At 75.3% G+C, this 26563-nt stretch carries 31 protein-coding genes; 9 read left to right on the top strand and 22 right to left on the bottom strand.

The annotated features are described in order from the left end of the window. Window positions 1-3: 3 nt before the first annotated feature. The 6 genes from ACI78S_RS22085 to ACI78S_RS22110 form a co-directional block, all read right to left on the bottom strand. A complete protein-coding gene (locus ACI78S_RS22085) occupies window positions 4-1479 on the bottom strand; it encodes a hypothetical protein (RefSeq protein ID WP_456977123.1) in 1476 nt (491 codons plus the stop codon). After that, window positions 1476-2246 carry a crotonase/enoyl-CoA hydratase family protein gene (locus ACI78S_RS22090; protein ID WP_456977124.1) on the bottom strand — a complete coding sequence of 257 codons (771 nt, stop codon included), beginning with the start codon at window positions 2244-2246 and terminating at the stop codon, window positions 1476-1478. Before ACI78S_RS22090 ends, ACI78S_RS22085 begins: the two co-directional genes overlap by 4 nt. Continuing rightward, window positions 2243-3727, bottom strand: a complete 1485-nt coding sequence (locus ACI78S_RS22095; RefSeq protein ID WP_456977125.1) for a leucyl aminopeptidase family protein — start codon at window positions 3725-3727, stop codon at window positions 2243-2245. Before ACI78S_RS22095 ends, ACI78S_RS22090 begins: the two co-directional genes overlap by 4 nt. A gap of 89 nt (window positions 3728-3816) precedes the next feature. Next, window positions 3817-3984 (bottom strand): DUF3117 domain-containing protein, encoded by a 168-nt coding sequence (locus tag ACI78S_RS22100; protein ID WP_091115270.1) that lies wholly within the window; start codon window positions 3982-3984, stop codon window positions 3817-3819. A gap of 117 nt (window positions 3985-4101) precedes the next feature. Then, a complete protein-coding gene (locus ACI78S_RS22105; RefSeq protein WP_456977126.1) occupies window positions 4102-4656 on the bottom strand; it encodes a DNA-3-methyladenine glycosylase I in 555 nt (184 codons plus the stop codon). A gap of 32 nt (window positions 4657-4688) precedes the next feature. After that, entirely contained in the window at window positions 4689-5585 is an 897-nt protein-coding gene (locus tag ACI78S_RS22110) for a DMT family transporter (protein ID WP_456977127.1), read from the bottom strand. Between the two features lie 71 nt (window positions 5586-5656). On the opposite strand from ACI78S_RS22110, the gene ACI78S_RS22115 reads away from it, so the two are divergent. Together ACI78S_RS22115 and ACI78S_RS22120 are read left to right on the top strand one after the other, a co-directional pair. After that, the gene (locus ACI78S_RS22115) at window positions 5657-5992 is read left to right on the top strand and encodes a hypothetical protein (protein WP_456977128.1); all 336 of its coding nucleotides are present in this window, start codon (window positions 5657-5659) and stop codon (window positions 5990-5992) included. Between the two features lie 11 nt (window positions 5993-6003). After that, window positions 6004-6624: a LysE family translocator gene (locus tag ACI78S_RS22120; protein ID WP_456977129.1), complete on the top strand. Its 621-nt coding sequence runs from the start codon at window positions 6004-6006 to the stop codon at window positions 6622-6624. 42 nt (window positions 6625-6666) lie between these two features. Here the strand turns inward: ACI78S_RS22120 and ACI78S_RS22125 are convergent, their stop codons facing one another. After that, the gene (locus tag ACI78S_RS22125) at window positions 6667-7515 is read right to left on the bottom strand and encodes an ABC transporter permease (protein ID WP_456977130.1); all 849 of its coding nucleotides are present in this window, start codon (window positions 7513-7515) and stop codon (window positions 6667-6669) included. Next, a complete protein-coding gene (locus ACI78S_RS22130; protein WP_456977131.1) occupies window positions 7512-8489 on the bottom strand; it encodes an ATP-binding cassette domain-containing protein in 978 nt (325 codons plus the stop codon). Before ACI78S_RS22130 ends, ACI78S_RS22125 begins: the two co-directional genes overlap by 4 nt. A 79-nt stretch (window positions 8490-8568) precedes the next feature. Between ACI78S_RS22130 and ACI78S_RS22135 the strand changes: the two genes are divergently transcribed. From ACI78S_RS22135 to ACI78S_RS22145, 3 genes are read left to right on the top strand one after another with little or no spacing between them, the layout of a single operon-like run. Next, window positions 8569-9216, top strand: a complete 648-nt coding sequence (locus ACI78S_RS22135; RefSeq protein ID WP_456977132.1) for a TetR/AcrR family transcriptional regulator C-terminal domain-containing protein — start codon at window positions 8569-8571, stop codon at window positions 9214-9216. A 10-nt stretch (window positions 9217-9226) separates the two neighbouring features. Then, window positions 9227-9448, top strand: coding sequence for an RNA polymerase subunit sigma-70 (locus ACI78S_RS22140; protein ID WP_456977133.1), 222 nt, complete (start codon window positions 9227-9229; stop codon window positions 9446-9448). Window positions 9449-9463: 15 nt separating this feature from the next. Continuing rightward, entirely contained in the window at window positions 9464-9964 is a 501-nt protein-coding gene (locus ACI78S_RS22145; protein ID WP_456977134.1) for a Clp protease N-terminal domain-containing protein, read from the top strand. 106 nt (window positions 9965-10070) lie between these two features. Here ACI78S_RS22145 and ACI78S_RS22150 read toward each other — a convergent pair whose 3' ends face one another. Genes ACI78S_RS22150 through dapE form a run of 4 tightly spaced genes read right to left on the bottom strand, consistent with a single transcriptional unit; the run spans window position 10071 to window position 12852 of the window. Beyond that, window positions 10071-10529 carry an SRPBCC family protein gene (locus ACI78S_RS22150; protein WP_456977135.1) on the bottom strand — a complete coding sequence of 153 codons (459 nt, stop codon included), beginning with the start codon at window positions 10527-10529 and terminating at the stop codon, window positions 10071-10073. After that, a complete protein-coding gene (locus tag ACI78S_RS22155) occupies window positions 10522-10881 on the bottom strand; it encodes a DivIVA domain-containing protein (protein ID WP_456977136.1) in 360 nt (119 codons plus the stop codon). Before ACI78S_RS22155 ends, ACI78S_RS22150 begins: the two co-directional genes overlap by 8 nt. 1 nt (window position 10882) lies before the next feature. Continuing rightward, a complete protein-coding gene (locus tag ACI78S_RS22160; protein ID WP_456977137.1) occupies window positions 10883-11749 on the bottom strand; it encodes an LOG family protein in 867 nt (288 codons plus the stop codon). Then, window positions 11746-12852 carry a succinyl-diaminopimelate desuccinylase gene (gene dapE / locus ACI78S_RS22165; protein ID WP_456977138.1) on the bottom strand — a complete coding sequence of 369 codons (1107 nt, stop codon included), beginning with the start codon at window positions 12850-12852 and terminating at the stop codon, window positions 11746-11748. Before dapE ends, ACI78S_RS22160 begins: the two co-directional genes overlap by 4 nt. A gap of 73 nt (window positions 12853-12925) precedes the next feature. Between dapE and dapD the strand changes: the two genes are divergently transcribed. Together dapD and ACI78S_RS22175 are read left to right on the top strand one after the other, a co-directional pair. Then, window positions 12926-13894 carry a 2,3,4,5-tetrahydropyridine-2,6-dicarboxylate N-succinyltransferase gene (dapD, locus tag ACI78S_RS22170; protein WP_456977139.1) on the top strand — a complete coding sequence of 323 codons (969 nt, stop codon included), beginning with the start codon at window positions 12926-12928 and terminating at the stop codon, window positions 13892-13894. A gap of 70 nt (window positions 13895-13964) precedes the next feature. Further along, on the top strand, window positions 13965-15332 hold the full coding sequence (locus ACI78S_RS22175) for a TrpB-like pyridoxal phosphate-dependent enzyme (RefSeq protein WP_456977140.1): 1368 nt from the start codon (window positions 13965-13967) through the stop codon (window positions 15330-15332). A 93-nt stretch (window positions 15333-15425) separates the two neighbouring features. Here ACI78S_RS22175 and ACI78S_RS22180 read toward each other — a convergent pair whose 3' ends face one another. Next, window positions 15426-16532: an alpha/beta fold hydrolase gene (locus ACI78S_RS22180; RefSeq protein WP_456977141.1), complete on the bottom strand. Its 1107-nt coding sequence runs from the start codon at window positions 16530-16532 to the stop codon at window positions 15426-15428. Window positions 16533-16656: 124 nt separating this feature from the next. On the opposite strand from ACI78S_RS22180, the gene ACI78S_RS22185 reads away from it, so the two are divergent. Further along, on the top strand, window positions 16657-17322 hold the full coding sequence (locus tag ACI78S_RS22185; protein ID WP_456977142.1) for a hypothetical protein: 666 nt from the start codon (window positions 16657-16659) through the stop codon (window positions 17320-17322). A 1-nt stretch (window position 17323) separates the two neighbouring features. On the opposite strand, the gene ACI78S_RS22190 is transcribed toward ACI78S_RS22185, so the two are convergent. The 3 genes from ACI78S_RS22190 to fdxA are packed head-to-tail and all read right to left on the bottom strand — an operon-like array spanning window position 17324 to window position 19661. Further along, on the bottom strand, window positions 17324-18220 hold the full coding sequence (locus tag ACI78S_RS22190; protein ID WP_456977143.1) for an aminoglycoside phosphotransferase family protein: 897 nt from the start codon (window positions 18218-18220) through the stop codon (window positions 17324-17326). Then, window positions 18217-19338 (bottom strand): succinyldiaminopimelate transaminase, encoded by a 1122-nt coding sequence (dapC, locus tag ACI78S_RS22195; protein WP_456977152.1) that lies wholly within the window; start codon window positions 19336-19338, stop codon window positions 18217-18219. The genes ACI78S_RS22190 and dapC overlap by 4 nt, the downstream gene beginning before the upstream one ends. Then, window positions 19335-19661, bottom strand: coding sequence for a ferredoxin (gene fdxA, locus ACI78S_RS22200; RefSeq protein WP_456977144.1), 327 nt, complete (start codon window positions 19659-19661; stop codon window positions 19335-19337). Before fdxA ends, dapC begins: the two co-directional genes overlap by 4 nt. 135 nt (window positions 19662-19796) lie before the next feature. Here fdxA and ACI78S_RS22205 point away from each other — a divergent pair, with 135 nt between their 5' ends. After that, window positions 19797-20531, top strand: coding sequence for a GNAT family N-acetyltransferase (locus ACI78S_RS22205; RefSeq protein ID WP_456977145.1), 735 nt, complete (start codon window positions 19797-19799; stop codon window positions 20529-20531). Here the strand turns inward: ACI78S_RS22205 and ACI78S_RS22210 are convergent. From ACI78S_RS22210 to ACI78S_RS22235, 6 genes are all read right to left on the bottom strand, one after another. After that, window positions 20510-20935, bottom strand: coding sequence for a hypothetical protein (locus ACI78S_RS22210; protein ID WP_456977146.1), 426 nt, complete (start codon window positions 20933-20935; stop codon window positions 20510-20512). The two genes, ACI78S_RS22205 and ACI78S_RS22210, sit on opposite strands and share 22 nt — an antisense overlap. Beyond that, on the bottom strand, window positions 20932-21828 hold the full coding sequence (mshB, locus tag ACI78S_RS22215) for an N-acetyl-1-D-myo-inositol-2-amino-2-deoxy-alpha-D-glucopyranoside deacetylase (protein ID WP_456977147.1): 897 nt from the start codon (window positions 21826-21828) through the stop codon (window positions 20932-20934). Before mshB ends, ACI78S_RS22210 begins: the two co-directional genes overlap by 4 nt. An 86-nt stretch (window positions 21829-21914) precedes the next feature. Next, entirely contained in the window at window positions 21915-22976 is a 1062-nt protein-coding gene (locus ACI78S_RS22220) for an ABC transporter ATP-binding protein (RefSeq protein WP_456977148.1), read from the bottom strand. Then, window positions 22973-24247: an ABC transporter ATP-binding protein gene (locus ACI78S_RS22225; RefSeq protein WP_456977149.1), complete on the bottom strand. Its 1275-nt coding sequence runs from the start codon at window positions 24245-24247 to the stop codon at window positions 22973-22975. The genes ACI78S_RS22220 and ACI78S_RS22225 overlap by 4 nt, the downstream gene beginning before the upstream one ends. Window positions 24248-24258: 11 nt before the next feature. After that, window positions 24259-25224: an ABC transporter permease gene (locus tag ACI78S_RS22230; protein WP_456977150.1), complete on the bottom strand. Its 966-nt coding sequence runs from the start codon at window positions 25222-25224 to the stop codon at window positions 24259-24261. A gap of 30 nt (window positions 25225-25254) precedes the next feature. Further along, entirely contained in the window at window positions 25255-26244 is a 990-nt protein-coding gene (locus tag ACI78S_RS22235) for an ABC transporter permease (RefSeq protein ID WP_456977151.1), read from the bottom strand. Window positions 26245-26563 lie beyond the last annotated feature (319 nt).

The raw sequence follows: 26563 nt of genomic DNA on the forward strand, positions 1-26563 counted from the left end.
CGGTCAGCCGCGGGCCGCGCCGTAGCCCAGCAGCGCCGCGAGGCCGAGCGCGCTGCGAGCCGCGTACGGCATCCGCCACAGCCCTCCGTGCACCGCGTCGTGCGCCTCGTCCTGCCAGGGGTGCTCGTGCGCCGGGCCGCCCCCCGTGTGCAGGTCGTGCACCAGCAGCGCGGCCATGAGCACGTTGGACGTCGCCGGCTCGAAGACCTCGACCCCGAACCGGTGCGCCCCGGCGTAGGCCGCCGCGAGGGCGCGGTTCTTCACCACCGAGCGCGTCCGGGTGGGGGGCGCGACGTTCACCGACACCGTCGCGCCGGCCGCCCGCGCGGTCGTGGCCCGCCACCGCTGCAGCCGCTTGGCCAGCGCGTAGTTCGGCCCCTGCTGCGCCACCAGCACGTCGCTGATCCCCGGGTCGGCGCCCGGCACGTACGCCCGGCGCAGCAACCGGCCCGCCGACAGCGTGCGCAGCGGCCGGGACACCAGCTTCGCCCGGGCCGAGCGGCCGTCGTAGGCGCGCACCGAGTGCGCCACCGCCTCCCCGGGGACGGCGAACACGTCGGTGGGCGTCGCGAGGAAGGCCAGCGCGGTCGTCGGGCGGGCCTCCTGCAGGCGCAGGGTCAGCGCGTCCACCGCCACCGACACCCGCACGTTGGCCGCGCCGTCGGCGTAGACGTAGTTGCCCAGCACCGGCGTGCCCGGCAGGCCGGCCAGCCAGTCGCCCACCGCCGGCACCTCGGTGACGAGGTCGGCGCCGGCGTGCCCGGCCACCTGGCGGTCGTCGGGGTCGCCGCCGGAGGTGACCGGCAGCAGCAGCGTGCCGGCGTTGCGGCGCGCGGTCTCGACCACCCGCTGCCACAGCGCCGGCCGCGGCAGGTCGACGCCGGCCACCCGCGCGCCCCACCGCAGCAGCGACGGCAGGGGGCCCATCTCCGCCCCCGCGCCCAGCACGACCACGGTGTGGTCGGGCAGCCGGAGCCACTCCGGGTTCGCCAGCACCGTGTGCACGGCGTCGGCCGCCGACGGCTCCAGCACCCCGCAGGCGGTCCAGGTGTCGAGCCGGCGACGCAGGTCGTCCCCGCGCAGCCGGGTGCCGGCGTAGGGCAGCGAGAACTCCTCCTCGCGGGCCCCGGTGCCGTGCACCTCCACGGTGTCGAGCGACCGCGGGGAGGGCGCGGCCGCCCAGCGGTCCAGGCCGGTCTCCTCGCCGTCGGGGAGCACGACGCGCATGCGCTCGTGCAGCGAGGAGAGGCCGGCCGCGGCGATCGACCGCGCCGCGTCGCCGGAGGCCAGCCCCGCCTCGACCAGCCGGCGGAAGTGCACCAGGTAGCCGGTCCGCCAGTTGGTCTCCTGCTCCGCGGCCAGGGCACCGGCCGGGTCGACCGGCCGCAGCGCGTCGGCGACCACCGCCCGCCCCAGCGCCGCCGTGCTCCGCCGTCCGTCCGGCCCGGCCGGGAAGACGACCCCGGTCTCCTCGCTCACCGCACTCCCTCTCCGTGGCGTCCCTCACCCGCGGCGAACCGGGCCGCACCCGGCAGCGCGTCCACGGCGAGGGAGACCAGCCCGTGGCGGAACTCGTTGGCCAGCGCCGCTGCCTCGTCGAGGCCCTCCTGCTCGAGCAGCGAGGCGCGGTCCCCGCGCAGGCAGGTCTGCGGGAACGCGGCGAGCTGCCGGGCCAGCCCCTGAGCGGCGGTCAGCGCCTCCCCCGCCGGGACGACGCGGTGGGCCAGCCCGATCGCCAGCGCCTCCGCCGCGTCGACCGGGCGGCCGGTGAGCACCAGGTCCATCGCCCGGCTCGCGCCGATCAGCCGGGGCAGGCGCACGGTGCCGCCGTCGACCAGCGGCACGCCCCACCGCCGGCAGTAGACCCCGAAGACCGCCGTCTCGTCGGCGACCCGCAGGTCGCACCACAGCGCGAGCTCCAGCCCGCCGGCGACGGCGTGCCCGGCGATCGCCGCGATCACCGGCTTCGACAGCCGCAGCCGGGTGGGGCCCATCGGCCCGTCGCCGTCGGGCTCGGCGCGGTTGCCGGTGGGCGTGCCGAGCGCGCGCAGGTCGGCGCCGGCGCAGAACGTGCCGCCCTCGCCGTGCAGGACCGCGACCGCGGCCTCGTCATCGGCGTCGAACGCGCGGAACGCCTCGGCCAGGGCGGTGGCCGTGGGTCCGTCGACGGCGTTGCGGGCGTGGGGCCGCGACAGCCGCACGGTGGTGACCGGACCGGCGCGATCGACGCGGACCGCGCCGGTCATCCGGCCGGCGCCCCGGCCTCGAGCCAGCGCAGCAGGGTGCGCACCCCGTACCCGGTGCCGCCCTTGACGATCTCGCCGTCGTCGGAGCCGGACCGCGCGGCGCCGGCCACGTCCAGGTGCGCCCACGGCAGGTCGCCGGCGAACGGCCGCAGGAACAGCGCCGCCGTGCTGCTGCCGGGGTTGCCGGGCGCGTTGTTGGCGTCGGCGACCGCGCTCTCCAGCAGGTCGACGTGCTCCTCCGGCAGCGGCATGCGCCACATCGCCTCGCCGGCGTGGGCGCCGGCGGTGGTCAGCGCCCCGGCCAGGGCGTCGGAGGTGGCGAACAGCCCGGCCGTCCGCGCGCCGAGCGCGATCCGGATGGCGCCGGTGAGGGTCGCGACGTCGACCAGGGCCGTGGCGCCGAGCTCGAGGCGGGCGTAGGCCAGCCCGTCGGCGAGCACCATGCGCCCCTCGGCGTCGGTGTTGAGCACCTCCGTCGTGCGCCCGCCGACGTGCCGGACCACGTCGGCCGGCCGGTAGGAGGACCCGGAGACCGCGTTCTCGGCCGCCGGGACGACGGCGGTCACCGCCACCGGCAGCCGCAGCCGGGCGGCGGCGTCGACGGCGGCGAGCACCGCCGCACCGCCGGCCATGTCGGTCTTCATCTCCCGCATGCCGGCGTTGGGCTTGATCGACAGGCCGCCGGTGTCGAAGGTGATGCCCTTGCCCACCAGCACCGGGTGCGCCGGCGGTGCCCCCTGCGGGCGGTAGGACGCGACGACGACGCAGGGCGGCGTGGCCGAGCCGCCGCCGACCGCGAGCACCCCGCCGAAGCCGCCGGCGCGCAGGTCGTCGGCACCGAGCACGTGCACGGTGACGTCGTCCAAGCCGGCGAGCCGCTCCCCCGCCTCGGCGGCGAGCCAGGCCGGGTTCTTCGTGTTGCTCGGGGTGTTCACCAGGTCGCGCGCCCAGGCGACGGCCTCGGCGCCCACCTGCCCGGCGCGGGCGGCGGTGACGACGGCGGGGTCGTCGGCGTCGGTGGCCACCAGGACCACCTCCGGCAGCCGCCGCGGGTGCGGCTTCGACGTCTCGCGGAAGCGGTAGCTCGCCAGCAGCACCGCCTCGACGGCGGCGCGCACCTCGTCGGCGCCGGCCGGCGCGACGGTCGTGTCGAGCGGCAGCACCAACCGGCGGGCGCCGTGCTCGGCGAGGGTCTGCGCGCGGCGGACCGCGGCGGCGGCGTAGCCGCGCACGTCGGGCAGCGTGGCGTCGCCGACGCCGACCGCGACCACGGTGCGCGGACGCCGGCCGGGGACCGGCAGGTCGGTGACGCCGCCGGGCTTGCCGCCGTTGCCGGTGTCGCCCAGGGCGCCGGCCAGGAGACCGCGGTCGACCTCGGCGGGCAGCCAGGCCGGCAGCGCGCCGCGCGCCCCGACCGGCACGGCGAGCACGTCGTCCTCGTCGAGGGCGGGCAGGGTGGTCAGGACCTCGACCCGCGGCAACGGCGCGGCCCCGGTCGCCGGCGTGCTGCCGGTGGCCGGGGCCGTGTCGTCCTGCGCGGGGCTGCCCGGGGGCAGGCTCGCGGAGGCGGTCAGCTGGTCGCGCCCTTCAGGGCCTCGGACAGCGCCTGCGCCTCGTCCGGCGACAGCTCGACGACCAGGCGACCGCCGCCTTCGAGCGGTACGCGCATGACCAGCCCACGGCCCTCCTTGGTGACCTCGAGGGGACCCTCACCCGTGCGCGGCTTCATGGCCGCCATGCGTGCCTCCTTCGCCGGCCGTCCGCGTCCCGTCCTGGGTGCGCGGGCGGCGTCCGTCGCTGCAGTGCTCCGGGTCAATGATCCCGTATCGGGCGCTTCCGTCCAACACGAGCCCCCTCACGGCGTCGCCCGGAAGCAGGAGGCCACGTGGTCGTCGACCATGCCGGTGGCCTGCATGAGCGCGTAGGCGGTCGTCGGCCCGACGAAGACGAAGCCCCGCCGCTTGAGCTCCTTGGCCATCGCCGTCGACTCGGGGCTGGTGGCCGGGACGTCGGCCAGGGTGGCCGGGCGCGGGCGGGAACGGTCCGGGGCGAAGGACCACAGCAGCGCGTCGAGCCCCTCCGGCAGGTCCCGGGCGGCGCGGGCGTTGCGCACGGCGGCGGTGATCTTGGCGCGGTTGCGGACGATGCCGGCGTCGGCCATCAGCCGGGCCTCGTCCTCCTCGGTGAACCCCGCCACCGCCTCGATCGAGAAGCCGGCGAAGGCGGCGCGGAACGCCGGGCGCTTGCGCAGGATCGTGATCCACGACAGGCCCGACTGGAACGCCTCCAGGCACAGCCGCTCGAACAGGGCGTCGTCGCCGTGCAGCGGCGTCCCCCACTCCTCGTCGTGGTAGGCCACGTAGTCGGGGGTGCTGGTCGCCCAGGCGCAGCGGGCTCGTCCGTCGTCCACGGCGGGCACGCTAGCCAGGGGGTCCGACGGGCTCAGCGCACCGCCGCCTCCACCGGCTCCTCGGCCGGCTGCGGCGCGTTGCGGCGGGTGGCCAGCACGCAGCCGACGAGCACCAGCGGCAGGCCGAGGGCGATGCCGAGGGTGAACGGCTCGCCGAGCAGCAGCACGCCGAGCACGACCGCCACCGCCGGGTTGACGAACGTGATGACCAGCGCGCGCTGCGGGCCGACCTCGCGGATGAGGGCGAAGAACACGGCCAGCGCCAGCGCCGTGCAGACGACGCCCAGCGCCACCACCGACAGCAGGGCGGCGGGCGGGGCGGCGACGGCGTCGTCCAGCTGCGGCACGGCGAACGGCGCGTAGACCGCCGCCGTGACGGTGAGCGCGATCGCGCTGGCCGCGACGCCGGGCACCTCGGGCAGCTTGCGGCTGACGATCATCGGCGCGACCGCGTAGAAGACGACGACGAAGGCGACGGCGACGATCGGCAGGAGGTGCGCGCCGGCGACGTCCAGGCCGAGCAGCGCGACGATGCCGACCACGCCGATGCCCATGCCGAGCAGGCGGACCGGGGTCAGCCGGTCCTCGTCACCGGCGACCCGGGCGGCGACCGCGGCGACGAAGGGGACGGTGGCGATCAGCAGCCCGGTGAGCGAGCTGGTCAGCGTCTGCTCGGCGTAGGACAGCAGCAGCCACGGCGCGGTCATCTCCAGCGCGGTGAAGGCCAGCAGCGGCCGCCAGTGCCGCAGCGCCGGCCGCACCCAGCCCTTCGCCAGCGCCCAGGGCAGCAGGAGGGCGGCGCCGACGACGCACCGGCCGAACACCACCATCACCGGCGAGAGGTCCTCCACGGCCACCTTGATCAGCAGGTACGGCACGCCCCAGACGAGCGACATCGCGACGAACAGGACCCAGCCACGGCGACTCACCGGGCGATCCTCCCAGCCGGGGGCGCGGGTCCACGTTGCGCTCCCCTGCCGGAAACCGCTGGGATCGTGCCGTGGACGCCGCGCAGCGCTTCGCCGCCCTCGTGGAGGCCCTGGCCACCCGGCCGGGCGTCGGGCCGCCGGGCTCGAGCGCGCGGCGGGGGTTCGGCTCGGCCGCGCTCACCGTGCACGGCTCGATCTTCGCGATGGTGGTGGGCGGCGCGGTGGTGCTGAAGCTGCCGCGGCACCGCGTGGAGGGCCTGGTCGCCGCCGGCACCGGGCTGCCCTTCGCCGCGGCCAACGGCACCCCGATGCGCGAGTGGGTGGCCCTCGACCACGGGACGCCGGAGTCCGACCTGGCCCTGGCGGAGGAGGCGCTGGCGTTCGTGGGGTCGCGCGCCCGCCCGTAGGCTGGACCGACGTGGACTGGTCCGCGTACGCCTCCTTCGTCGTCCTGGCCACGGTGCTGGTGCTGGTGCCCGGCGCCGACTTCACCGTCGTCGTCCGCAACGCGCTGGTCGGCGGCCGGTGGCGGGGGTGGTGGTGCGCGGCGGGCGTGGCCGGCTCGAACGTCGTCCAGGGCGCGGCCGCGGCGGCCGGGCTGGCGGCGCTGATCGTGGCGGTCGAGCCGCTGTTCCAGGCGATCCGCTGGGCGGGCATCGCCTACCTGCTCTGGCTCGCCGTCCAGGCGCTGCGCTCGGCGGTGCGTGGTGAGTACCCCGACTCCCCCGACGAGCGACCCGCGTCGGGCGTCGCGCTGGCCGGCTGGCGGCAGGGGTTCCTCTCCAACATCACCAACCCGAAGGTGCTGGTCTTCTACCTGGCGGTGCTGCCCCAGTTCCTCGGGCCCGACGCCCCGGTGTGGACGCTGCTGCTCTACGCGGTCACGCACGCCGCGCTCAGCCTGGCCTGGCTGGTCGTGCTCGTGGCCGGCATCGCGCGGGCCCGGCGCTGGCTGGCCCGTCGGCGGGTGCGCCGGTCGCTGGACGCCGCGACCGGCGTCGCCCTGCTCGGCTTCGGCGCCCGCCTCGCCACCGAGTGACCGGAGTGCCACGGGCGCACCTTCCGCGCCGTGGCACTCCACTCACTCCGGGCGGCTGAAGAGCCAGGCGGCCACCGCCAGCAGCAGCCCGCCGGTGCCGGCCACGATCACGACGTCGAGCCAGACCGGGACCGTCCACGACCCCCAGTGCAGCGCGACCGCGGCGTCCTCGGCGCCGTCGACGGCGCCCAGCACCACGCGGCGCACCGCGTCCACGCCGTAGGTGACCGGGTTGACCAGCGCGAGCACGTGCAGCCAGGCCGGCAGCGCGCCGCTGACCGGGAAGAACGCCCCCGACAGGAACATCAGCGGCGCGAGCAGCAGCTGCACCCGCGGCATGATCGTCTGGATCTGGTCGACCCGGACGGCGAGCACCAGCCCCAGCGACGTGATGGTGAACGCCACGACGAACAGCAGCAGCACCGTGGCCACCATCATCAGCGGCGCGTACGGGACGCCCACGAGTGGGGCCAGCGCGAGCAGCACGAGCGCCTGCAGCGTGGCCACGGTGGCGCCGCCGAGCGCCTTGCCCAGCACGATGCTGGTGCGGCTCACCGGCGCCACCAGCATCTCGCGGAGGAAGCCCAGCTCGCGGTCCCAGACGATGGAGATCGCCGAGAACACGGCCGTGAACATCACCGAGGTGGCCAGCACTCCCGGGAAGAGGAACGTCGAGTAGTCGGCGCCGCCGAACCCGCGGGCGCCGAGCGAGGCGCCCAGCCCCTGGCCGAGCACGAACAGGAACAGCAGCGGCTGGGCGAAGGAGGAGAGGATGCGCCCGCGGTCGGTGCGGAAGCGCAGCAGGTCGCGGTACCAGACCACCTTCACCGCGCGCAGCTCGTGCCGCAGCCCGCGGGCGGCGACCCGGACCGGTGCGATCGTCGTCGTCATCGCCGTCCTCCCATGGCGCGGGCCATCCAGTGCGGGCCGGCGGCGGCCTGGCGGTCGGCCATCCGCGCGCCGGTGTAGGCGAGGAACACGTCGTCGAGCGTGGGCCGCGAGACGCTCACCGACCGCACGGTCAGGCCGAGCTCGAACAGCCGAGGCACGAACTCCTCGCCGTCGGGGGTGAGGACGACGAGCGCGCCGCCCTCCCGCGCGGTCTCGACGCCGAGCCGCTCCCGGACCAGCGCCTCGGCGGCGTCGTCGTCGGTGGTGGTCAGGCGCACCCGGTCGTGGCCGACGCTGGCCTTGAGCGCCGACGGGGTGTCCAGCGCGCCGATCTTCCCGGCGTCGACGATGGCGATGCGGTCGCAGCGCTCGGCCTCGTCCATGTAGTGCGTGGTGAGGAAGACGGTGATGTCCTCCTCCGCCCGCAGCTGGTCGACGTAGCGCCACAGCGTCGCGCGCGACTCGGGGTCCAGGCCGATCGTCGGCTCGTCGAGGAAGAGCACGCGCGGCGAGTGCAGCAGCCCGCGGGCGATCTCCAGCCGGCGCTTCATGCCGCCGGAGAAGGTGCGCACCTTCGAGCCGCGCCGGTCGCTCAGGCCGACCATCTCGAGCACCGTGTCGATCCGCGGCCCGACCGCGGCCTTGGGCATCCCGTAGATGTCGGCGTGGAAGCGGAGGTTCTGCTCGGCGGTGAGGTGGTCGTCCAGCGTCGTCTCCTGGAAGACCAGGCCGATGTGCCGGCGCACGTCGTCGCGCTCCCGGACGACGTCGAAGCCCGCCACCCGGGCGCTGCCGGCGGTGGGCCGCAGCAGGGTGCAGAGGATCTTGATGGTGGTGGACTTGCCGGCGCCGTTCGGGCCGAGGAAGCCGAACACCTCGCCGGCGCGGACGGCCAGGTCGATGCCGCGGACCGCCTCCACCTCGTCGTAGGTCTTGACCAGGCCGCTCGCCTCCACGGCCGGCGGCCGGTCCACGACGGCCTCCCCCGACGGGATCCCTAACGCTGTTAGAGCCACTCCCGCAGCGTCCTCTAACACCGTTAGAGTGTCAACCGTGCCGCTGTCCCGGAAGGACGTCGTCCGCGCCGCCGTCGAGGTGCTGGACGAGGAGGGGCTGCCCGGGCTCACCCTGCGCGCGGTGGCCGCTCGGCTCGGGGTGAGCGCCCCGACGCTGTACTGGCACGTCAGGGACAAGCGGCACCTGCTCGACCTGGTCGCCGAGCAGGTGCTGGCCGAGGTGCCGGAGAGCACGCGCGCGCCGCGCGAGGGCGAGTCGATCTGGGAGTGGCTGGCCGAGAGCACCCGGCTGCGGCGGGCGCTGCTGCTCGCCCACCGCGACAGCGTGCAGGTGGTCGCCGGCAACCGGCCCACCGACGAGGCCCTGCCGGGCATCGAGAGCACGCTGCGGGTGCTGGTGGCGGCCGGTCTCGAGCCGGCCGAGGCGGTGCGCGTGCTGACCGCGCTCGGCTCGTACCTGCTCGGGGACGCGCTCGAGACGCAGGCGGCCCGGGACCGGCCGGCCGAGGACCCGCCGGAGGGCGATCCCGCCCGGTTCCCGCTGCTCGACGCGGCCACCCGCTCGGTCGGCGACGACGACGAGCGGTTCGAGGAGGGGCTGGCGCTGATGCTCGACGGCCTGCGCGCCCGTCTCGAGCGGCGGAGCGCATCAACCAGGGTTGACGGCGCCGCGCCATCAACCTAGGTTGATGGGCGTGGTCGATCCGGACGCGCTGCCGGGGCCCGAGGACCCCGAGACCGCGCTGGCCGCGGTGGTCGCCCTGCGGCGGCTGGCCGGCCGGCTCGAGTCGGCGGCGGTGGCCGAGGCGATCGCCCAGGGCTGGACGTGGGCCCAGGTGGGCGAGGCGCTCGGCATCAGCGCCCAGGCCGCCCACAAGAAGTTCGCTGCCGAGGTCCGCGCGCGCCGCGGCCGATGACCGGGAGGTCGACCGTTGGGACTCGTCGACGCCGTGCGGGACGTGCGCACGATCAAGCACCTGCTCACCCGGGCCGAGGCCGAGGCGCGCGCCGCCGGCGAGGAGCTGCCCGGCCCCGAGCACCTGCTCCTGGCGGCCGCGGCGCTGCCCGACGGCACCGCCGTCCGGGCGCTGCGGCAGGTGGGCACCGATCCGGAGCGGCTGCGCGCCGCCGTGGAGCAGGCGCACCGGCACGCGCTGGCCGCGGTGGGCGTCGACGCCGCTCCCCCGGCCGACGCCGACGGGCTGCGGGCGCCGGCGACGGGCGCGTTCCGCTCCACGCCGCAGGCGCAGCAGGTCTTCCAGGAGGCGGTCCGCCTGTCGAAGTCGGCGCGGCCGGCGCGGCTGCGCGGCGCGCACGTCGTCGCGGCGGTGTGCGACCTCGAGCGCGGCACCGCCGCCCGGGCGCTCACCGCGCTGGGCGTCGACCGCGCCGCGCTGCGGGCCGCGGCCCGCGCCGAGGCGGGCCTGGCCTGACCCGGCCGGCCCGGGCCCGCCGCGATCACGGAGTCCGGGACGCGACACGCCGCCGTCGGACGGCGCGCCGCTCCCCGGAGTCCGTGATCGTCGCGGGCGGGCCCGATCAGCCGGGGTGGGTGCGGGCGAGCTCGGCGAACCGGCGCAGCGACGCCCGGTACCCGGCGCGGACGACGGGTGCGACCAGCGGCCAGCCGAGCCGGCCCAGCACCCCGAGGGGCAGGTCGACCCGCTCCGACCACACGAACGTCGAGCGCTCGCCGCGCGCGTGCACCTCGAACGTGCCGGGCCCGCGCACCACCCGGCCGGTGTGCAGCACGTCGACCCGGGTCGGCGGCTCCCAGCGGGTGATCTCGAACGTGTCCACGACGCCGACCCGCCGGCCGCCCGGGAGCCGCGGGCCGGTCACCGCGATCAGCCGCCCGCCGACGCCCTGCGCCGGCCCGACCACCGGGCGGACGTCGGTGGCGAGCATCCACTCGCCCTGCCGCACCCAGTCGGTCAGCGCCGCCCACACCCGCTCGGGCGGCGCCTCGACGTCGATGCTCTCCACCAGCTCAGGCACCGGCGTGCTCCTGGTCGTCGCCGCCGTCCGGGGGATGCTCGCCGTCGTCGTCCCGCTCCGCGAGGCGCGCGCGCAGCGCGGCGATCTCGGCGTCGCGCTCGTCGAGGGCCTGCGCGAACTGGTCGAGCAGCCAGTCCACCTCGGTCATCCGGTAGCCCCGGAACGCGACCGAGATGCGCAGCGCGCGGACGTCGTCGCCGGCCACCGGCCGGTCGTCGGGCAGCTCGACCGGCGAGCGGTCCAGCTCGGCCGGCGGCTGGGTCTCCCCGCGGCCGAGCAGCACCGACCCGCCGAGGAACAGCAGGCCGCCGACCAGCAGCACCCCGACGACGAAGAGGACGAACGAGACCACGTCAGCCCTCGACGGGCCCGCCCGCCGGCGTCTGGTCGACGCGCGGCCGGTCGTGGCGCACCGGCGCGCGCATGCCGCCGCCGTTGTCGCCGGCCGCCGCGCGCGCGGCCTCGGCCTCCTGGATCACCCGGACGACCTCCTCGACGTCGTCGGTGACGTGCAGCAGCTCGACGTCGCCGGGGCTGATCGTGCCCGCCTCGACGAGCGTGGTGCGCACCCAGTCGACCAGCCCGGACCAGTACTCGGAGCCGTAGAGGATCACCGGGAAGCGGGTGACCTTACGGGTCTGCACGAGGGTGAGCGCCTCGAACAATTCGTCGAGCGTGCCGAAGCCGCCGGGCAGGATCACGAAGGCCTGCGCGTACTTGACGAACATGGTCTTGCGCACGAAGAAGTAGCGGAACGAGATGCCGAGGTCGACCCACTCGTTGAGCTCCTGCTCGAACGGCAGCTCGATGCCCAGGCCGACCGAGAGCCCGCCCGACTCGGAGGCGCCGCGGTTGGCCGCCTCCATCGCGCCGGGGCCGCCCCCGGTGATGACCGCGTAGCCGGCCCGCACCAGGGCGGCGCCCAGCTCCACGCCGGCCGCGTAGTGCGGGTGGTCGCGGGGGGTGCGCGCGCTGCCGAAGACGCTGACCGCGCGCGGCAGCTCGGCGAGCAGGCCGAAGCCCTCGACGAACTCGCTCTGGATCCTGAGGACCCGCCAGGGATCGGTGTGCACCCAGTCGGTCGGGCCGCGCCGGTCGAGCAGCCGCTGGTCGGTCGTGGTGCCCTGGTAGGCGGGGTCGGGCTCGCCGCCGCGCAGCACGATCGGGCCGCGGTGGCGGGTGGGCCGGGCACGCCGGCCGTTCTCGGACGGTTGGCTCACGTGGTGCTCCCGGAGAGGTAGGCGGTCAGGGCGTCCTCGGCGGGCTGGAGCGCGTCGACGCGGACGTGCTCCTCCCGGGTGTGGGCGAGCTGCGGGTCGCCGGGGCCGTAGTTGACCGCCGGGATCCCGAAGGCGGCGAACCGGGCGACGTCGGTCCAGCCGAGCTTGGCGCGCGCCGGGCGGCCCACCGCGGCCACGAACGCCGCCGCGGCGGGCTCGGCCAGCCCGGGCAGCGCCCCGCCGGCGTTGTCGACGACCTCCAGGCTGGCCCCCGCGGCCAGCGCGTCGGCGAAGACCTCGCGCACGTGCGCCTCGGCGGCGTCCTCGTCGCGGTCGGGGGCGTAGCGGAAGTTCACGGTGACCCGGCAGACGTCGGGGACGACGTTGCCGGCCACCCCGCCCTCGATCCGGACGGCGTTGAGCCCCTCGCGGTAGGTGCAGCCGTCGATCTCGACCTCGCGGGCCCGGTACGCGGCCAGCGTCGCGAGGACCGGCGCGGCGCCGTGGATCGCGTTCGTCCCCAGCCAGCTGCGGGCGCTGTGCGCGCGCCGGCCGGGCACCTGCAGGACCGCGCGCAGCGTGCCCTGGCAGCCGGCCTCGATCTCCCCGTCGGTGGGCTCCAGCAGCACCGCCAGGTCGCCGTAGAGCCAGCCCCGGCGCTCGCGCGCCACCCGGCCGAGCCCGTTCCTCGCCGACTCGACCTCCTCGTTGTCGTAGAAGACGAACGTGAGGTCGTGCGCCGGCTCGGCGCCGGCGACGCCGAAGCGCGCGGCCAGCCGCAGCATGACCGCGTCGCCGGCCTTCATGTCGGAGGTGCCGCAGCCGTGGAGCAGGCCGTCGGCCAGCCTGCTGGGCAGGTTGTCGGCGATCGGCACGGTGTCGAGGTGCCCGGCGAGGACGACGCGGGTGGGCCGGCCCAGGTTGGTGCGGGCCAGGACGGCATCGCCGACCCGCTCCACCTCCAGGCCGCCGAGGTCGCGCAGCGCCGCCTCGACGGCGTCGGCGAGGACCTGCTCGGTGCCCGACACCGAGGGGATGTCGACGAGCGCGCGGGTGAGCTCCAGGACGTCGGCGGAGAGGTCGAGCTTCGCGTTGGCACCCACGACCGTCGAGCCTACGGGCGCCGCCGGGCTCCGGCCGGAGGAGCACCGGTGCGCCTCGGTAGCGTCGTGCCCCGTGACGAACGTGAGCGCCAGCGGGATCGGCCTGGCCACCGTGACCGACGACGGGACCGTCCTCGACGTCTGGTTCCCCTCGCCCACCGTGGACACCGCGACCGGGCCGACGGGCACGCACCAGATGGGCACCCTCGAGCTCGGCGGCGCGCTCGGACCGGACTACTCCGGGCTGGTCCGCAGCGACCAGGCCCGCGGCGTGCAGGTCATCCCCGTCCGCACCGACATCGAGGACCTCTCGGCGCCGCCGGTCGACACCTACGACGTCTGGCTGCGGCTGCACCTGCTCTCCCACCGGCTGATCCGCCCGCACGGGGCGAACACCGACGGCGTCTTCGGCCTGCTCACCAACGTGGCGTGGACCAGCGCCGGGCCGGTGCTCGCCACGGAGCTGCCGCGCCGGGCGGCGGCGCTGCGGTCCGCCCACGGGCACGTGACCGTCTTCGGCGTCGACAAGTTCCCGCGGATGGTCGACTACGTCGTCCCGACCGGGGTGCGCATCGCCGACGGCGCACGGGTGCGCCTGGGCGCGCACCTGGCCGAGGGGACGACGGTCATGCACGAGGGCTTCGTCAACTACAACGCCGGCACGCTCGGGCCCTCGATGGTGGAGGGCCGGATCAGCGCCGGCGTCGTCGTCGGTCCCGACAGCGACATCGGCGGCGGCGCGTCGATCATGGGCACGCTCAGCGGCGGGGGCAAGCAGGTCGTCTCGATCGGCAGCGGCTGCCTGCTCGGCGCCAACGCCGGCATCGGCATCTCGCTCGGCGACGGCTGCGTCGTCGAGGCCGGCTGCTACGTGACGGCGGGGTCGCGGGTCACGCTGCCCGACGGCTCGGTGGTCAAGGCGCTGGAGCTCTCCGGCCGCGACAACCTGCTCTTCCGCCGCAACAGCGTCAGCGGCGCGCTCGAGGTGCTGCCGCGCGCGGGCAGCTGGGGCCAGCTCAACGCCGCCCTGCACGCCAACTGACTGAGGCCTTCCCCGCGGCGCCCGCCTGCGCCATTGTGGCCATCTTGGTGCGGGCAGGAAGGGGAAGGCCGTGGCCGGGACGCAGACCAAGATCCTGCTGGACGAGTCGCAGCTGCCGACGCAGTGGTACAACGTCGTCCCCGACCTGCCGAGCCCGCCACCGCCGCCGCTGCACCCGGGCACGCTGCAGCCGGTCGGGCCCGACGACCTCGCGCCGCTGTTCCCGGCGGACCTCATCGCCCAGGAGGTCACCGGCGAGCGCTACGTCGACATCCCGGGTGAGGTGCTCGACGTCTACAAGCTGTGGCGGCCCGCGCCGCTGTACCGGGCGCACCGGCTGGAGAAGGCGCTGGGCACCCCGGCCCGGATCTACTACAAGTACGAGGGCGTCTCGCCGGCCGGCTCGCACAAGCCGAACACCGCGGTCCCGCAGGCGTACTACAACGCGAAGGCCGGCGTCCGGAAGCTGACCACCGAGACCGGCGCCGGCCAGTGGGGCACCGCGCTGGCCTTCGCCACCTCGCTGTTCGGCCTGGAGTGCGAGGTCTGGATGGTCGGCGCCTCGTACGACCAGAAGCCGTACCGGCGGATCATGATGCAGACCTACGGCGCGCAGGTGCACCGCTCGCCGTCCGAGCTCACCCAGGCCGGCAAGGCGATCCGCGCCGGCGACCCGGAGCACCCCGGCTCGCTGGGCATCGCGATCAGCGAGGCGGTGGAGGTCGCCGCGCAGGACCCGTCCACCCGGTACGCCCTGGGCAGCGTGCTCAACCACGTGCTGCTGCACCAGACGGTCATCGGCGAGGAGGCGCTGCTGCAGCTGGCCGCGGTCGACGAGCGGCCCGACGTGATCGTCGGCTGCACCGGCGGCGGGTCGAACTTCGGCGGCCTGGTGTTCCCGTTCCTGCGCGAGAAGCTGGCCGGGCGGATGTCGCCGACGATCCGCGCGGTGGAGCCGGCGTCCTGCCCGTCGCTGACCCGCGGCGTGTACGCCTACGACTTCGGCGACGCCAGCGGCATGACGCCGCTGCTGAAGATGCACACCCTCGGGCACCGGTTCGTCCCCGACCCCATCCACGCCGGCGGGCTGCGCTACCACGGCATGTCACCGCTGCTGTCGCACGTCCACGAGCTCGGCCTGATCGAGGCGCTGGCCCTGCCGCAGACCGAGTGCTTCGCCGCCGCGCTGCAGTTCGCCCGGACCGAGGGGATCGTCCCGGCGCCCGAGCCGACGCACGCCCTGGCCGCGTGCATCAGCGAGGCGCTGGCCTGCAAGGAGTCGGGCGAGGAGAAGGTCATCCTCACCGCGCTGTGCGGGCACGGGCACTTCGACCTGGCCGCCTACGACGCCTACCTGTCGGGGCGCATGGTGGACGAGGACGTCCCCGACGAGCGCTTCGCCGGGTCGCTGCGCGAGCTGCCCCAGGTCCCCGTCTGATACCCCCTCCCGGCGTCCCCGCCAGGCGCAGGAGGCTCCGCGCACGGTCCGGGCCCCGGAACCGCGTGCAGAGCCTCCTGCGCCAGTCCTGCCTCAGGTGAGGTGGGCGGGCTCCTGGGCGGGGGCGTCGAGGTGCTCGAGCAGGGCGACGACGAACTCCTGCGGGCGCTCGACGTGCGGCGAGTGGCCGACGTCGGGGAGGACCACCTCGCGGTAGGCGCCCCCGGTGGCCGCGTACCGGTCGAGCACCGCGCGGGTCTGGGTGACCATCGGCTGCGGCGGGAACTCCTCGGCCCCCGGCCAGCCCGGCACGGCGCCGAGCGAGCCGAGGAACGCCAGGTCGAAGGCGGAGGTGTCGGACACGATCTGGTCGGCGTCGCCCCGGATCCACAGCACCGGCGGCTTGCTCTCCAGGTCGACGATGCCGGAGAGGTCGCAGACCGTCGGCGACATCGTGTTGAGCACGCCCCGCTCCCCCGGCGCCGCGCCCGGCCACGCCTCCGTGGGGACGGCGTCGCCCGGGTAGTGGTCGGCGCCGGTGCGGGTGGTGTTCATCGAGGCCACGAAGACGTCCTCGAGCTGCGGGTCCAGCGGCAGCGAGCCCGGGGCGACGTAGAACGCGCGCAGGATCGACCGCGGGCTCGTCGGGCTGTCGGCGGTGGTGTCGCCGGCCGCGATGGCGGCGACGAAGTCGGGGTTGGCCGCACCGGCGCCCGAGCCGCAGCCGCTCTCGTGCACCCGCCGACCCTCCGAGCCCGCCGTCCCGCCGAACCCGTAGGGCGAGACCGGCGCGACCAGCGCCAGCGACGCCACCCGGTCGGGGTGGTCGAGCAGGTACTGCAGGACGACGCCGGCGCCCATGCTCCACCCCACCAGGTGCACGCGGTCCAGGCCGAGGGTGTCGACCAGAGCGGCGACGTCGTCGGCCCAGTCGCGCAGCCCGCGGCGGGCGTCGATCGGCAGCGGGTCGGTGCCGCCGTAGCCGCGCAGGTCGACCGCGAGCGCCCGCACCCGGCCGGTCTCGGCCAGGGCCAGCAGCGGCTGCTGCCAGAACAGTGACGAGCTGACGTTGCCGTGCACGAACAGCACCGCCTCGCCCGGCCCGGCGATCCCGGTGCCCTCGGCGGCCAGCACCTGCTGGGTCAGCCGGGGTGTCTCCACCCGGGTCGCGGTGATGCCGGGCAGCAGGTGGTCGCTCATGCGGGCTCCTCGTGGTCGGGGACGGCGGCCCACCGTAACGATCACCGGCGCCCGGCGACAGGTGTCCGGCGCGACGTCGTCGGCTGCCCGGGACGCACAGCATCCGCACCTACAGTCGAGGGTGATGAGCTCCGCACGCACGGTCACCCGCCGCCCGTCGGCCGGGCCCCGGAAGAGGACGGCGGCGCGACCAGTGGTCCGCCGCCGACCGGCCCGCCGGGCGTCGAGGGGCCGCTCGAAGGGCTTCTCGCTCGGCAGGCTCACCCCCGCGCACCTGTGGCCGCCGCTGCTGATCGCGCTGGTCGTGCTGGTGGGGTTGGTCTGGGACGGCGACGGGCAGGACGTGCCCGTGGCCACCGCCCAGTGCACGCTGCCCGCCACCGGCATCACGCTCACCGCCGAGCAGATCGCCAACGCGCGCACGATCGCGCAGGTCGGCTGGGACCGCGGGCTGCCCGAGCGGGCCGTCGTCATCGCGCTGGCCACCGCGATGCAGGAGTCGCGGCTGCGCAACCTCGACTACGGCGACCGCGACTCCCTCGGCCTGTTCCAGCAGCGCCCGTCGATGGGCTGGGGCACGCCGGAGCAGGTGCAGGACCCCGTCTACGCGGCCGGCAAGTTCTACGACGGCCTCGTCCGGATCCCCGACTGGCAGACGCGACGCCTGACGGAGGCGGCCGACGCCGTCCAGCGCAGCGCCTTCCCGGAGGCGTACCAGAAGCACGAGGGGCTGGCGGTCGAGCTGACCAGCGCCCTCGCGGCCGACCAGCCGCTCTGCACCGAGGGCTGACTCAGAGGAGGACGCCGGCGACGGCGAGGCTCTCCTCCTCCACGCCGAGCCCGTCCTCGGCCGACCACAGCGCCGAGGTCACCGCGTAGACCGCCGTCCAGGCCCGCGCGCGGTCGACGTCGACGTCCATCGCCGGGCAGACGAGCCGCAGCCGCCGCTCCAGCAGCGCGGCCAGGGCGGCCCGCCCGGGCGGCAGCGTGCCCAGCGGGTTGAGCATCGCGACGGCGACGTCCAGCGCCGGCTCGGCCCAGACGCCGCGCGGGTCGATCGCCACCGCCCCGCCGGGCCCGCGCAGCACGTTGCCGTGGTGCAGGTCGCCGTGGCAGAGGACCGGGTCCCCGGCGGTGGCGAGCAGCTCGTCGCGCAGCCGGGCCGCGGCCGCGGTGAGCCCCGCCGGGAGCAGGGGGTGCCCGGCGGCCAGGTCCGCGAGGTCCGCGGGCTCCACCGCGACCGCCGGCCGCGACGTCCCGCCGCCGTGCAGCGCCCGCGCCACCGCACCGAGCAGCGGGAAGGCCTCGTCGTCCGGCACGCCTTCAAGGTCGGTGCCGGGACGCACCCGCTCGAGCAGCAGGGCGAGCGCGCCGGCACCGTCGAGGTCGGCGTCCAGCAGGCGCACCGCACCCGACCCGCCCCAGGCGGCCAGCACCCCGGCCTCGCGCTCGAGGTCGCGATCGGCGTTGCGGATGCCCAGCTTGAGCACCACGTCGTCGGGGCCGCGGCGCCCCGGGGCCACCCAGTGGTACTCGGCGGCGAACGGGGCGCCGAGCGTCAGCCCCCAGGCCCGGGCCCGGTCGCGCACCAGCGCGGGCAGGCGGTCGCACCAGGCGGCGCCGCGCTCGCCGTGGATCGCGGTCATCGCCGTCCGCAGCCGGGGCGGGACGACGACGCCGTCGCTCACGCGGTCAGGCGCTCCACGGCGGCCTCGATCCGCTCGTCGGTGGCGGTCAGCGCCATGCGGACGTGGCGGCCGCCGGCCGGGCCGTAGAAGGTGCCGGGCGCGGCCACGATGCCGCGGTCGGCCAGCCAGCCGATCGTCGTCCAGCAGTCCTCGTCGCGGGTGACCCACAGGTACAGGCCGGCGGCCGAGTGGTCGACCCGCGCGCCGGCCGCGCGCACCGCGGCCAGCAGCTTCGACCGGCGGGCCCGGTAGCGCTCCTTCTGCTCGGCCACGTGCGCGTCGTCGGCCAGGGCCGCGGCCATGGCCGCCTGCACCGGCCCGGGGACCAGCAGCCCGAGGTGGCGGCGCACCTCCCAGGCCCGCCGCACCAGCGCCGGGTCGCCGGAGAGCAGGCCGGCGCGGTACCCGGCGGCCGTGGACTGCTTCGACAGCGAGTGCACGGCGAGCAGGCCGGTGTGGTCGTCCCCGGCCACCGACGGGTGGAGCAGCGACCGCGGCTCGACGTCCCACCCGAGGGTCACGTAGCACTCGTCGGCGACGACGGGCACCCCGTGCCGGCGGCCCCAGGCCACCCACGCGCGCAGCTCGTCGTCGGTGAGCACCCGCCCGTGCGGGTTGCCCGGCGAGTTCAGCCAGACCAGCACCACCCCGGTGGCGTCGTCCGGCGGGACGTCGGACCGGCGCACCGCCAGCCCGGCCAGCACCGCTCCGACCTCGTACGTCGGGTAGGCGACCTCCGGGACGAGCACGGTGCCGCTGCCCGACAGCCCCAGCAGGGTGGGCAGCAGCGCGACCAGCTCCTTGGACCCGACGGTGGGGATCACCGACGGGTCCGGTCCGAGCGGGTCGGGCACGGTCACGCCGAGCCGGCGGCGCAGCCAGTCGGCGGCCGCCGTGCGCAGCGCCGCGGTGCCCAGCGCGGTCGGGTACCCGGGCGAGTTGGCACCCGCCGCGAGCGCCTGCTCCAGGACGGCGGGGGTGTCGTCGACCGGCGTCCCGATGGACAGGTCGACCACCCCGCCGGGGTGCCGGGCCGCGCGGGCCCGCGCCTCGCCCAGCGCGTCCCAGGGGAAGTCGGGCAGCCGGCGCGCGGCCGCTCCGGCCTCAGCCGTGGTCAGTGGCCCTCGCCCTGCGGGGGCAGCGCGGCGACCAGCGGGTGGTCCTTGCCCACCTTGCCGGTCTTGGCCGCGCCCCCGGGGCTGCCCAGGTCGGAGAAGAACTCCACGTTGGCGTTGTAGAAGTCCTTCCACTTGTCCGGGACGTCGTCCTCGTAGTAGATGGCCTCCACCGGGCACACCGGCTCGCAGGCGCCGCAGTCGACGCACTCGTCGGGGTGGATGTAGAGCATCCGGTCGCCCTCGTAGATGCAGTCCACCGGGCACTCGTCGATGCAGGCCTTGTCGAGGACGTCGACGCAGGGCTGGGTGATGACGTAGGTCACGGTGGGTCCTCCCGGGGCGCGTTGTTGCCGCCATAAGTATCACCTGCCCCCGCGGCCCCGGCGCGACCGGCCGACACCGGTGCCCTCTCCCCCGTCGGCGCGGGCCCCGCACGCCGGTCGGGCAGGATCGCCGCCGTGCCGGACGTCGCCGACCTCGAGCTGCTGACCGCCGCCACCTGGCGGGGCCTGGAGCGGGAGCGCTACGGCGACTGGCTGCTGCGCGCCGGGGGCGGGTTCACCGGCCGCGCGAACTCGGTGCTCGTGGTCGGGCAGCCGCCGGCCGGCCTGCCCGCGGCGGTCGACGCCGTCACCGGCTGGTACCGCGCGCGCGGGCTGCGGCCGCGCGCGCAGGTGCCGCTGCCCGGAGGCGGGGCCGCCGACGCCGCCTTCGCCGCGGCCGGGTGGCGGCGCGAGGAGGACACCGTCGTCCTCACCGCGCCGCTCGACGGCTGGCCGGCGGCCACGGCGCCCGTCGTCCTGGCGCCGGAGCCGGACGACGCCTGGCTGGACGCCTACCGCCACCGCGGGGCGGCGCTGCCGCCGGTGGCCCGCGCGGTCCTCACCGCGGCCGACGACCCGGTGTTCGCCGCCGTCCGGCTCGATCCGCCGCCCGCTCCCCTCGCCGCGGTGGCCCGCGGCGTCGTGGTCGACGGCTGGCTCGTGGTCACCGCCGTCACCGTCGACGAGCGCGCGCGGCGCCGCGGGCTGGCGACGTCGCTGATGGCCGAGCTGGCGGCGTGGGCGGCCGCGCGCGGCGGGCGCTCCTGCGTGCTGCAGGTGCTGGCGTCCAACGCCCCCGCGCTGGCGCTGTACGGCCGGTTCGGGTTCACCGAGCACCACCGCTACCACTACCGGTCGGCGACCGGCTGAGCCTCGACGGCCGGGGTGCCGCGTCGCCGCGGCGCGGCCAGCACCCGCCCGACGGCGAAGGCCGCGGCCACGACGCCGACCAGCAGGAAGACCAGGTTGACCACGCCGAGCGCGCCGCCTCCGGGGAGCAGCAGGTCGCCCTCGGGGCGGCGCTGCGCGGCGGCCAGCGCGACGGCGAGCCAGGCCAGCGCGGGCAGCACCGCGACGACGCGGGAGCCCGACAACCGGTGCGCGGTCGCCACCACCAGCAGGTTGCCGGCGACGGCGACGACGACCGAGACGGGCAGGAGCACGCCGCCCACCCGCAGCGGCAGCCAGAACACCTCGACCAGCGCCAGCCAGGTGGCGACGACGAGGGCGAGCAGCCCCCAGCCGACGAGCGCCAGCGCCCGCAGCGCCGTCACGGGGTCAGGCCGGCGAACAGGTCGTCCTCCCAGCCCTGCGGGTTCTCGCCGGCCGGGCCGCGGGCGCCGCGCACCAGCCGGTAGTACTCGGTGCCCAGCACCTCCTGGCCGAGGTTGTTCGACAGGGCGAAGAACGGTCCGTCGACGGTGATCTGCGTGGGGTGGGCCCGCAGGGCGGCGTCCTTGCGCGCGGCGTACGCGCGGGCGTCGACGGCGGCGGTGACGAGCTCGTCGGCGATGACGAAGTCGACCTCCTCGATGTCGCCGAGCCCCTCGAACGGCGAGGCCTCCCCCAGGGCCGCCATGGCCTCGATCCCCTGCTGGATCACCGAGCGCGGCATGGCGCACCAGTACACCTTGGCCACCTCCCACGGCTCGCCGAGCTCGGGGCGGAAGGCCGGGTCGGCGGCGAGGTCGACCGCGCGCATGGCCACCCGGTGGGCCTGGATGTGGTCGGGGTGGCCGTAGCCGCCGTTGGTGTCGTAGGTGACGAGGACCTGCGGCCGGACCTCGCGGACGACGGCGACGGCGTGCGCCGCGGCCTCGTCCAGGTCGGCGTTCCAGAACGCCCGCGGGTGCTGGTTGGCCGGCGTCCCCATCATCCCGGAGTCGCGGTAGCGGCCGGCGCCGCCGAGGAAGCGCACGTCGGTGACGCCGAGCGCGTCCATCGCCGCCCGCAGCTCCCAGATCCGGTAGCCGCCGAGCTGGTCGGCCTGGTCGGCGGCCAGCTGCGCGAGCTCGGGGACGAGCACCTCCCCCTCCTCGCCCAGCGTGCAGGTGAGCAGCGTGACCGAGGCCCCCTCGGCGACGTAGCGGGCCATCGTCGCCCCGTTGTTGATCGACTCGTCGTCGGGGTGGGCGTGCACGAGCAGCAAGCGACGGTCTGCGGTCACGCCCCCATCCTGCCGAACAGGCATAGGAGGCTATGCACACGGTTTCGGGGCGAGAAGCGTGTGCAGAGCCTCCTATGCCTCGTCGCTCACAGGACCTTCAGCGGCTCCGCGTAGTGGCAGCGGTTGGGGTGCCCGGCGCCGCGGTCCTCGAGCGCCGGCTCCTGGGCGATGCAGAGCTCGCGCTCGCTGTCGGAGAGCACGTGGGCGAACTTCTGGCAGCGGGTGCGGAACTTGCAGCCCGACGGCGGGTTGGCGGGGCTGGGCACGTCACCGCTGATGATGATCCGCTGCCGCTGCCGCTCCCGGCGCGGGTCGGGGAGCGGGATCGCCGAGAGCAGCGCCTGCGTGTACGGGTGCGCCGGCCGCTCGAACAGCTCGTCGCGGTCGGCGACCTCGATGATCCGGCCCAGGTACATCACCGCCACGCGGTCGGAGATGTGCCGGACCACCGACAGGTCGTGCGCGATGAACAGGTAGGACAGGCCGAGGCGGTCCTTGAGGTCCTCGAGCAGGTTGATCACGCCGGCCTGGATGGAGACGTCCAGGGCCGACACCGGCTCGTCGAGCACCAGCAGCTTGGGCTCCAGCGCCAGCGCGCGGGCGATGCCGATGCGCTGCCGCTGGCCGCCGGAGAACTCGGCCGGGTAGCGGTTGGTGTGCTCGGGGTTGAGCCCCACCTGCTCGACGAGCTCGCGCACCCGGCTGCGCAGCTCCTGGTCGCCCTTGGTCAGCCCGTGGATGATCAGCGGCTCGGCGACGATGTCGAAGACCGGCAGCCGCGGGTTGAGCGACGCGTAGGGGTCCTGGAAGACGATCTGGATGTCGCGCCGCAGCGGCCGCATCTGCTTGCGGTCGAGGCCGACGATCTCCTGCCCCATGAACTTCACCGAGCCGCCGGTGGCCGGCTGCAGGTTGAGGATCGCGCGCCCGGTCGTGGACTTGCCGCAGCCGGACTCCCCCACCAGCCCCAGCACCTCGCCGGGGTAGATGTCCAGGTCGACGCCGTCCACGGCGCGCACGGCGCCGACGGTGCGCTTGACCAGCCCGCCGCCCTTGATCGGGAAGTGCTTCTCCAGACCGCGCACCGACAGGATCGGCTCGCCGTCGCCCAGCGGGGCCGCGGCTCGGTCGGTGGTGGGGGCGGTCACTGCTGGCTTCCTCTCGGGCTGGTGACCGTGCCGGTCTCTCCCCCGGCGCGCGCGGTCGGCTCGGTCTGGTCGTGCGGCGGGGTGTCGCGGACGTCGCTGTCGCGGCCGAGCTCGGGAGCACCGGCGCCGTCGGCCGGGTACGCGCCGTCGCCGAGCAGGGTGTCGGCGCTGGTCTCGTCGAAGACCTCCGCGGCGTGGCCGTGCGCCTTCTCCACGATCTCGGTGCGGATGCAGGCGGCGGTGTGGTCACGGCCGACCCCGATGAGCGGCGGCTCGGCGGCGTCGCACTCGGGGATGTGCAGCGGGCAGCGGGGGGCGAACGGGCAGCCGGGGGGCATGTTCACCAGCGACGGCGGCGACCCGACGATCGGCGTCAGCCGCTCGCGGCTGGAGCTGTCCAGCCGCGGCAGCGAGCCGAGCAGCCCGAGGGTGTAGGGCATCCGCGGCTCGTAGTAGATGTCCTCGACGCTGCCCACCTCGACCGGCCGGCCGGCGTACATGACCAGCACGCGGTCGGCGACGCCGGCGACGACGCCCAGGTCGTGGGTGATGAGCACCATCGCCGCGCCGGTCTCCTCCAGCGCCTTGCCCAGGACCTCCAGGATCTGCGCCTGGACGGTGACGTCGAGGGCGGTCGTCGGCTCGTCGGCGATGATCACGTCCGGCTGGTTCGCCATGGCGATCGCGATGACCACGCGCTGGCGCATGCCGCCCGAGAACTCGTGCGGGTACGAGCGGGTGCGCGCCGCGGCGTTCGGGATGCCGACCAGCTCGAGCAGCTCGGTGGCCCGGGCGGCGGCGGCCTGCCGGGACAGCCGCTTGTCGTGGACCCGCAACGTCTCCTCGATCTGGTAGCCCACGCGGTAGACGGGGTCCAGGGAGGTCATCGGGTCCTGGAAGATCATCGAGATGCCCTTGCCCCGGACCCGCGACATCGACGGGTCGGACTGGCCGAGCAGCTCCTGGCCGCGGTAGCGCACCGAGCCGGTGATCCGCGCCGACGCCGGCAGCAGCCCCATGACCGCCAGCGACGTCACCGACTTGCCCGAGCCGGACTCGCCGACGATGCCGAGCACCTCACCGGAGCGCAGCGTGTAGTCCACGCCGCGCACGGCGTGGACGAGCCCGTCCTGGGTGGGGAAGTCCACCCGCAGGTCGCTGACCTCGAGCAGGGGGGCGGTCGGGTCGAAGCCGGGCAGGCTGTGCGCCCGCTCGGGCTGCAGGGTGCCGACGGAGGTCGCGCCGGTGGGCGCACCGTCGTTCAGGGACATGGAGCTCCTTCTCAGGCCCGCACGCGGCGGTTGCTCGGGTCGAAGGCATCGCGGATCCCGTCGCCGATCAGGTTGATCGACAGGACGATGACCAGCAGCGTGATGCCGGGGAAGTAGAAGAGCCAGGGGCGGGTGCTGGCGGCCTGGACGCCGTCGGAGACCAGCCGGCCCAGCGACGTCTGGTTGGCGCCGTTCACGCCGAAGCCGAGGTAGGTCAGCGACGCCTCGAGGATGATCGCCGTCGCCGCGGCCAGCGTCGTCCAGACGATCAGCGACCCGAGCGCGTTCGGGATCAGGTGCTTGAAGATGATCCGCGAGTTGGAGGCGCCCAGGGCGTGCGCGGCCTCGACGTACTCCTTCTCGCGCAGCGAGAGGAACTGGCTGCGGACGATCCGGGCGAGGTCCAGCCAGCCGAACAGGCCGAGGATGATGCCGACCCCCAGGGGGGTCCGCGCGCCCGGGAAGTTGCTCGCGACGACGAGCAGGACGACGAGCAGCGGCACGGTCAGGATCAGGTCGACGATCCGCATCAGCACGCTGTCGACCCACTTGCCGAAGTAGCCGGCCAGCGAGCCGACGAGCACGCCGAGCGGCAGCGCGATGGCGACGAACAGCAGCACGATGAACATCGACCGCTGCACGCCCTGCATGAGGCCGGCGAGCACGTCACGGCCGATCTCGTCGCTGCCGAGCAGGTAGCCGGCGGTGCCCGGGGGCACCGACTGCGCGTCGCGGTTCTGGGTGCCGTACTCCACGCCCTGCACGAGCGGCCCGACGAAGCCGAACAGCAGCATGAGCACGAAGATCACCAGGCCGGTCATCCCGACCTTGTTGTGCAGGAAGTGCCGGACGATCTGCTGACGCTGGCTGCGGGCCTGGACCGTGAACTCGCGGTCGGCGCCGCCCCCCTGCGGCGTGCCGGGCTCGGCCGGGACCGGCGAGCCGGCGGTCGCGGTGGTGGCCTGGGTGGTGGCCATGTCCCTCTTCTCTCTCTGGTCCTCGGCGCGTCAGGCGAGGCGGATACGCGGGTCGAGGACCGCGTAGAGGATGTCGGCGATCAGGTTGAAGAGGACGACGAACGCGGCGCTCACCAGGAGCCAGCCCAGCACCACGTTGATGTCGTTGTTCCCGATGCCGTTCGACAGCAGGTACTCCCCCATGCCGTGCCAGACGAACACCTGCTCGGTGATGACGGCGCCGCCGAAGAGCGTGCCGATGCCGAGCGCGACCACGGTCGTGAGCGGGATGAGCGCGTTGCGCAGGCCGTGCCGCAGGACCGTGCGCCGGTAGGTCAGGCCCTTGGCGCGGGCCAGGCGCATGTAGTCGGAGCCGAGCACGTCGAGCATCGCCGCGCGCTGGAATCGGCTCCAGGCGGCGAAGGTGAGCAGCGCGAGGCTCACGGTCGGCAGCACCAGGTGGCCCAGCCGGTCCATCCAGATCTCGCTGCCGGTGGCGTAGAGCTCGATGCCCGGTGTCTGCTCGCCGATGGTGAAGAGCACCTGCCGGCCGAACAGGTCGTTGATGCCCCCGGCCACGAACTCCTTGAGCAGCGCGGCGAACCAGAAGGTGGGCAGCGCGATCAGCAGGTAGGCCAGGAACGTGAAGGCGTAGTCGGAGGGCTTGTACTGCCGGACGGCGCCGATGACGCCGACCACGATCGCCAGGATGACCGCCAGGATGATCGCGATCAGGATCATCCGCCCGGTGACGAGCAACCGCCCCGGCAGCTCGTTGACGACGGGCGTGCTGTTGACCGTCTGCCCGAAGTCCCCCTGCACCACCCCGGTGAGCCAGTTCCAGTAGCGGACGAAGAAGTTGTCGTTGAGGCCCAACTCCTCGCGCAGGTTGTTGAAGAACGACTCCGGGGGACGCGGCTGGAGGGTGTAGTACCGCGAGAGCGGGTCGAAGCTGGCGGCGCAGAGCGCGAAGACGAGGAACGAGCTCGCCAGCAACACGAAAACGGCTCCGATGATCCGTCTGATCGTGAAGAAGAGCACCGAGGCACCTTACGCCGGGAGCGGAAGTCCTCCGGTGGGAGAGCCGCCGCTCGGGAGATCCACGCAGCTGCCGGGATCGGGCCGGCAATCCTGACTGCGGACGCGGAATGGTGGTGGTTCGAGGGTCGTACGCCGCGGCCCCCGGGGCAACTTGCGCCGGGGGCCGCGGTCGTACCCGCCCGTGCGGGCGGTCGTGCACGAGTGGACCGTCACCGGTCCTGGGGGGGGGGGGGCGGGGGGGGGGCCGCGCCCCCCCCCCCCCCGCCCCCCCCCCCCCCCCCCCACCCCCCCCCCCCCCCCCCCCCCCCCCCCCCCCCCC

The sequence above is a fragment of the Geodermatophilus sp. SYSU D00815 genome, from assembly GCF_054050035.1.

What these genes read in the sequence shown, in the direction of transcription:
- ACI78S_RS22180 (WP_456977141.1), bottom strand. Translation starts at nt 16,532, where the DNA reads ATGAGCGACCACCTGCTGCCCGGCATCACCGCGACCCGGGTGGAGACA.
- ACI78S_RS22230 (WP_456977150.1), bottom strand. Translation starts at nt 25,224, where the DNA reads ATGGCCACCACCCAGGCCACCACCGCGACCGCCGGCTCGCCGGTCCCG.
- ACI78S_RS22125 (WP_456977130.1), bottom strand. Translation starts at nt 7,515, where the DNA reads ATGACGACGACGATCGCACCGGTCCGGGTCGCCGCCCGCGGGCTGCGG.
- ACI78S_RS22185 (WP_456977142.1), top strand. Translation starts at nt 16,657, where the DNA reads ATGAGCTCCGCACGCACGGTCACCCGCCGCCCGTCGGCCGGGCCCCGG.
- ACI78S_RS22225 (WP_456977149.1), bottom strand. Translation starts at nt 24,247, where the DNA reads ATGTCCCTGAACGACGGTGCGCCCACCGGCGCGACCTCCGTCGGCACC.
- ACI78S_RS22100 (WP_091115270.1), bottom strand. Translation starts at nt 3,984, where the DNA reads ATGGCGGCCATGAAGCCGCGCACGGGTGAGGGTCCCCTCGAGGTCACC.
- ACI78S_RS22090 (WP_456977124.1), bottom strand. Translation starts at nt 2,246, where the DNA reads ATGACCGGCGCGGTCCGCGTCGATCGCGCCGGTCCGGTCACCACCGTG.